The organism is Paenibacillus sp. N119s (assembly GCF_059447605.1).
Window position 1 is genome coordinate 1 of sequence record NZ_JCAJRU010000262.1, and the last position, 6,570, is coordinate 6,570.

The following is a 6,570-nucleotide window of genomic DNA, read 5'->3' on the forward strand; positions in this document are numbered from 1 at the left end:
AGATGGTGAAAATGATGTGGAGCTTATGAGTATTGCCAAATACAGTTTTGCTGTAAAAAATGCCTGTGAGAACACTAAAAATGCAGCAAGTTTTATTACCAAATCCAATGAAGAGAATGGTGTGTTATTAACAATAAAGAAAATGATGGATTTACAAAAGCATTAATGGTGCTATTTACAACTACATGCAGTCACACTATCTGAAGTATAAGACAAAATAAAAGCAAAAGAGCGTGCCTTTAGCTTAAGACACGCCTTTTTGTATTCACTAAGTTTACATAATATAGATTATGTTTATTTCATACATATAACATTCCGAAGCATGTATTTCTCATGAAGAACCTGCACATGCGTTTACTTTTCATTTTCCGGAGGACATTCAATGATTAGCCCCTGAACATGCTTGCGCGCGAGAAGCTTCCGTTTTTTGCGATTTTCCTTGGTTTCAAAAACAATATCTAAATCATAGTCGTCTGGATACAATTCTGTAGCAGCGATGTGAAGGACAAGTCTCTTTTTGTTTATGATCTGCTTCTGTCCTTGAATCAAAATCCCTACATTGCCTCGCTCATCCTCGGTTTTATATACAATTCCGGTTCGATCCAGGTAGCCGACATACACACTATCTCCCAGGACAAATGGTTTGGAATGGAGAGGGAGTTCTTGTTTCCTCTGTTTTGCGATTTTTTGGTCTGTAGACGCTTTTTCAAGGGAGGTTTTATCTACATCATCAGACTTTTTATTCTCAAAAGGAGGAGGAATAACATGGGATTTTTGTGAATTCTGCGCCGTCCTTCCAGCAGAAATGGCTTCGGATCGCTCGATAATACGAGTCCACATGCCCAGCTTTAGAGCAATTTGGTACGCGTAGCTTTCTCCCGCCTCCCCAATACGAAGTCGGTACAAGGGTTGCAACGTTTCGGTATCAAACTCCATACGAGCATTTTGAAATCCGGGTGTGTTTTCAGCAAAATGCTTGATTTCGCTAAAGTGGGTGGTAGCCACTACCGTCGCCCGGCGACGATGAAATTCCTCCAATAGTGCGATTGATAGGCCCACACCTTCTCCCGGATCGGTACCAGAGGCCATTTCGTCGATTAGGATCAGAGTAGAGCTGCCTGCTGTTTCCAAAATGTCAATCATGTTGCGGATATGTGCAGAAAACGTACTCAAAGCATGCTCAATACTTTGGCCATCCCCAATGTCTACCACAATGTCTTCGAATACAGCCATGCGGCTGCCTTGCAGAACAGGTACCAGCAGGCCGGATTGCACCATGAGTGTTAACAAACCGACACTTTTAAGGGCCATCGTTTTTCCGCCTGTATTCGGTCCGGTAATAATAAGTGATGAATAACCCTCACCAATTGAGAAGTCTAGCGGCACCATCGTATGAGCCATCAACGGGTGACGTGCACCATGAAGATTTATAATCCCGTCTTCGTTAAGCTCGACAGAGACCGCATCCAGAGTCATCGCGTATTTGGCTTTAGCCAATAAAAAATCCAGTGCACCTACCGTCTCTGTATTAATGCTTAGCTCCCGGCTATATGACTCAGCCATTGCGGTCAGGTCTCCCAGTACTTTCATTTCTTCTTTGGATTCTTCTGCCATGTTTGCGCTCTGTTCGAATTGCAGATTTACGATCTCTGCAGGTTCAACATAGACGGTTTGGCCGCTTCCTGATTCATCCAGTACATTGCCTTTCACCTGTTTACGGAATTCTTTTTTGATCGGAAGCACATAACGGCCATTGCGTTGACTGATCATATTGTCTTGCATGATGGATCGGTGCCGGCTGGTAAGAGAGTCCAGTTTTCTCTTTATGCGTTCTTCAGTAACTGCAATTTTTTTGCGAATTTTAGCTAGTTCTTTACTAGCGTGATCCGTCACTCGACCCGAATAAATGCATCTCTCGATTTCGGATAGGAGTGACTCCATGCCATACATGGATGAGGTATATGCACTGACAGTTGGAGCAACATCCGCTTTGGCATGCATATATTTCATCAACTGCATGCAACTTCTAATGAATTGAGCCAAATGGGAAAAATCACGCTCGCTGAACATATAGCCGGTTCCTAAGAGGTGAAGTATGTGCTCCATTCCTTCCAACGAAGGAACAGGTACGCTAGCTCCGTGACGAATGAGTTGTAAAGCTTCGCTCGTTTCGCTAAGACGAATTCGGATGGTACGGATATCCGTAATTGGCTGCATGGTAGCGGCATGATGCTTACCCAGGTACGAAAAGGCACATTCAGATACTCTTGTTTTAATCTGATTATATTCCAAACGCAGCATTGTAGTTTCATTCATGAATAAATCTCTCCTCTTTAGTTGTGTTTAGCAGGACTTTCAACAAACTTTTCTGGAAAATAAAAAAGGACGGAGAATGAACAAACGTTCATTCTCCGCCCTTTAAGGGAGAGGGAATGTATCATCAAATAAGCCTATAATCCAGCATATGCTCTTTCCATTTCTACGTTTTAATCCATAGGCCAACCAACATATCAGCTAATTGGCTTATAAATAGGAAAACGTGTAAAAGGAGTTAACGAAGCTGGAAACAAAAAAACCGTGCTGAACACAGCACGGAATAAGGCCTAAATGAAAATAATCCCTAAGGCGATTTATGATATCCGCATGTTCTTAACTAATACCAGGGTAAAAACTCAGCAAGAAACAAACCTGTCCCAGAAGGGGACAAGCACCTGAGGGTCTTCCCTGAATATGCAATTGCTTAGTTAAGAACGTTCACCGACATTAAAATCTCTCCCTTAATTGAAGATATATCCATAATATACGATCAGACAGGTATTGAAGTCAAGGTCGATTTGTTTATTTTGAATTTAAGAAGCCGCCCGGTGTATGGCATGTCATATGTCCCGGGCGGTTTCTTATGGTTTTATTTAGACTCAGCGGATGTCACAGCTTGTACAGGCTGTCTGTCACGAAGCAGTGGTAATAACAGCATCGCTCCAACTAAAAATAAAGCGGCACTCACCGTATATACAGTGATCAAGGATGATGCGCTTTTGAGTGTTCCGCCGATGCTCATCCCAACGACCATCATCCCGGAAAATAGGGGAGAGAGGGCACCGCCGACGCGACCGATAAAAGCAGCTTCGGCATTTTTCATCATCATCGTGTTGATACCAATATGGATGCACGGATAAAATAGGCCGCTGAATACTTGTAATGCCATTGTCAACACAATATTGTGCGACCATCCGACTCCAAAGGTGGTCAGTGTGCTGATCAAAAGTCCGGTAACCAGCAGCAATTGCGGCTGTACTTTTTTGGCAATCCCCTCAGGCCACCTCCCACCAGCATAGCTGCTCCGTTCGCCATTAATGGCCATTGCAGGAATTCTTTGCTTTGCCCAAGATTCTCGATCGCGACAAAAATCATTAATGGTTGAATAAGCCCGACCGCTAGCCCAATTACGGTAAATGTTCCGCCAAGCGTACGAAGTGTGTGGTTATTCCATACATAACGTATTCCTTCTTTAAGCTCTTGAATGAAATGAGTTGGTTGATCGGTTATCTCAAGCACTTGTTCGTCTTGTGGAATACGAGTCAAAACAAGCGCCGAGATGAGAAACAATATCCCGGTTATAGACAATGAAACGAAGATTCCATAGTGTTGATAAATAAATGTGCCGATTACAGGACCGATAACCATAAACAATGCCATAAGAGACTGAAAAAGGGCCATCACTCCCTGGAGCTGCTCTGGGGCAACATGCTGCTTAAATATTTTCATCGCAGACGGCTGAGAAAATTGGGATAGAATCGCCGAAAAGAAAGTGGATAGCAAAAGCACCTGCCATGATCCGTACCATAATGCGAGCAACACGATAAAAATAGATGCGGCCGACAGCAGATCGCAACTAACCATTGTCCTTTTAGGCCGCCAACGATCCGCGAACGTGCCTCCAATGATGGCAAACAGAAAGATAGGCGCAAATTCAGCAACCGAAATGAGTGACACGTATTTGGGATCATTATGAGTCAGATCTGTTACATACAACAGTATGGCAAAGTTTCGCACCCAGATGCCCAAATTGAGCAGTGCATTGGAGGCGATAATGGTCCTTATATATGGATTTTTAAACAACAACAATCTCTCCTTTTCTGTTTTCAGGGCACCACCCTTAATGTCTGTGTTTTTATAAACAAAATCATAGTTTGTCTATATAACACTAGATAATATAATAAAAGTACTGCTATTTAGTCAAATGTTTTTTTAAAATCATAGACGAAGCAAAGCAGGGAGAAGGAAGCGGTATAGGTTTACATAATATTTGTTATGTAAAATTTAGAGCGAGTCTTTATCTATCAGAATCTGAATCCCGATGTACCTTTTAAAATCATAGTGATATAATTACGCGTACATGCCTGAAAAGGAGCGTATAAAACGTAAATGAACTTTCAAGTGGACTTTTTATCTTTTTTTGTTATTCAGGTAGACGGGAAAGAAGGACAAGGCGGTAAGTCCTACAAGCATTATGCTACAATGGATGACTATGATTACGACGAGAGTGATGTCAAAAAATTTCTGGATGGGGAATTTGCTCGTATAAGTAAGCGAAAGGTTGAAAAAAACCCCAGCACAGAGCAGGCACCGACCAAAATCGGCCGCTTTATCGTCGAACCGGAACATGAACTAAGCAGTAATCCGAATTTCAATATGTTTGCCCGACTACGTGCAGCAGAAGATAAGGAAGATTTTAAAAATGCATGTGATGACCTAGTGCGAATGTATCTGGATACAAGCGCGGTAAGAGGTGGAGCACTGATCATAGTACAGGCCACATTGAATACCCACTCTGACGACCCGTTTATTTTTGTACTCAAATGTGATTTTGAACCTAAAATTGCACGGATTACTGAAAGTAGCCTGGTCAGTGAAGTCGAAATGGCCATTTCAGCCCGGAATATGAAATCCATCATGTATCCTTACATGCTGGAGGAGGGTATGAACGATGAATGGGAGCTTAAAATCCACCAGTCTTCGCATGCACGGTATTTTGAAGACTTTCTGAAATTTGTTACTTATGAGCAATCCATGCCGGAAATCGTTAATGAGCATGTCATGGGCTTTGTTCAGAACTATGTAGAAACCAAATGGCCGGATGCATCTAATGAAGAAAGACAGCAGGAAGAGCGAGATCTGGAGCTATGGGCGGCCAGCGAAAAGCGAGATTTGCAAGGGAAGTGGGACCCCCTTCAGGTCGTAGAAGCAGCGCAGCATATTGTCGAGCTAAAACCGGAAATTGAAGTTCGTTTCAAACTGGATGACACGGTTGTACGTGGGTTACTATCCGACTTTGGTGCCAAGCTGCATATCACGAAACTTCATGATAGATATGCACTTATTATTGAAGGTGACGCGTTTACGTTTGAAAAGGGATTTTCACCGATTGAGCTGCTTCAACCTGAATCCTTTGAAACGGTGGCTGAGCGGCTCAAAGAGAAACGAAATGAAAATGAGGGGATGGGTGGCGATACGCCCCCTTGGTAATTAGTTACGATAGCAAGGCGACTAGCGGAATTATATGATAATATACAGGCCTCACAACGGATGCACCCGCTGTGAGGCCTCTTTTTGTATAGCTTTAATGTTTCTTGGCTTACATATGCACTTTGCTAATTTGGTCTTTCAGCTTGTCCGCAGATTGAATGAACCTTGCACGTTCCTCGTCATTGAGCGGAAGATCCAAAATTTCACGTACTCCATTGTGATCCACGATACTTGGTACACCTAAATAAACATCAGATACACCGTTATAATCTTCCAGCAGAGTGGACACATTAAGTACAGACCCCTCATCCCCAAGGATAGCAGCTACGATGCGGTCGAGAGCCAGTCCGATGGCATAAGATGTTGCGCCTTTGGCATCTATAATTTCATAGGCAGCATTTTTGGTATTTTCAAAAATTTCAATTTTCGTTTCTTCACCTAGTTCCAGAGGTGTTCCAGCAACGTTAGCTGTACTCCATACAGGCAATTCGGAGTCACCATGTTCACCAATAATATGAGCGTGGATACTTCGTGGGTCAATACCCTTTTCCTTCCCGATCAGATAGCGGAACCGTGCGCTATCCAGTAATGTACCCGATCCAATAACTCTGCTTGAAGGCCAACCACTGCGTTTCCAAGAGATGTAGGAGAGAATGTCAACCGGGTTGGTTGCAATTAGCAAAATACCATGGTTATTGACCTTGACGATATTATCAATAATACTTTCAAAAATTTCGGCATTACGCTTCAGCAGATCGATGCGTGTCTCACCAGGTTTTTGTGAAGCGCCTGCTGTAACGATAATGATATCTGCATCACGGCAGTCTTCATAATTACCCGCCCACACTTTAACGCCACCGAGAAAAGGAAGGCCATGATTCATATCGAGCATTTCCCCCTTTGCCTTTTTGACGTTGACATCAATAAAGACAAGTTCTGACATGCGTTGGCGCAGCAGCAGGGTGTAACCAGTTGTTGTGCCAACCGCTCCCATGCCGACAATAGCTACTCTACTTCGTTTGTAAGGTTTTAAGCTCATTAAAT

At 43.0% G+C, this 6,570-nt stretch carries 4 protein-coding genes and 1 pseudogene; 2 read left to right on the forward strand and 3 right to left on the reverse strand.

Annotated features, from left to right (window positions below; all coding sequences use genetic code 11):
- Window positions 1–166, forward strand: a 166-nt coding sequence (locus AC5V8P_RS22085; protein ID WP_495473867.1) for an HAD family hydrolase, incomplete at its 5' end; no start/stop codon positions are given.
- A 188-nt stretch (window positions 167–354) separates the two neighbouring features.
- On the opposite strand, the gene AC5V8P_RS22090 is transcribed toward AC5V8P_RS22085, so the two are convergent.
- Window positions 355–2,316 (reverse strand): endonuclease MutS2, encoded by a 1,962-nt coding sequence (locus tag AC5V8P_RS22090; RefSeq protein WP_064797092.1) that lies wholly within the window; start codon window positions 2,314–2,316, stop codon window positions 355–357.
- Window positions 2,317–2,905: 589 nt separating this feature from the next.
- Window positions 2,906–4,119, reverse strand: a pseudogene (locus AC5V8P_RS22095) (MFS transporter).
- A 306-nt stretch (window positions 4,120–4,425) separates the two neighbouring features.
- Between AC5V8P_RS22095 and AC5V8P_RS22100 the strand changes: the two are divergent.
- Window positions 4,426–5,526, forward strand: coding sequence for a DUF3900 domain-containing protein (locus tag AC5V8P_RS22100; protein ID WP_063210543.1), 1,101 nt, complete (start codon window positions 4,426–4,428; stop codon window positions 5,524–5,526).
- 109 nt (window positions 5,527–5,635) lie between these two features.
- Here the strand turns inward: AC5V8P_RS22100 and AC5V8P_RS22105 are convergent, their stop codons facing one another.
- Entirely contained in the window at window positions 5,636–6,565 is a 930-nt protein-coding gene (locus tag AC5V8P_RS22105; RefSeq protein WP_064797093.1) for an L-lactate dehydrogenase, read from the reverse strand.
- Between the last annotated feature and the right edge of the window lie 5 nt (window positions 6,566–6,570).

Coding starts and splice junctions, on each gene's coding strand:
- AC5V8P_RS22090 (WP_064797092.1), bottom strand. CDS start 2,316: ATGAATGAAACTACAATGCTGCGTTTGGAATATAATCAGATTAAAACA.
- AC5V8P_RS22105 (WP_064797093.1), bottom strand. CDS start 6,565: ATGAGCTTAAAACCTTACAAACGAAGTAGAGTAGCTATTGTCGGCATG.
- AC5V8P_RS22100 (WP_063210543.1), top strand. CDS start 4,426: ATGAACTTTCAAGTGGACTTTTTATCTTTTTTTGTTATTCAGGTAGAC.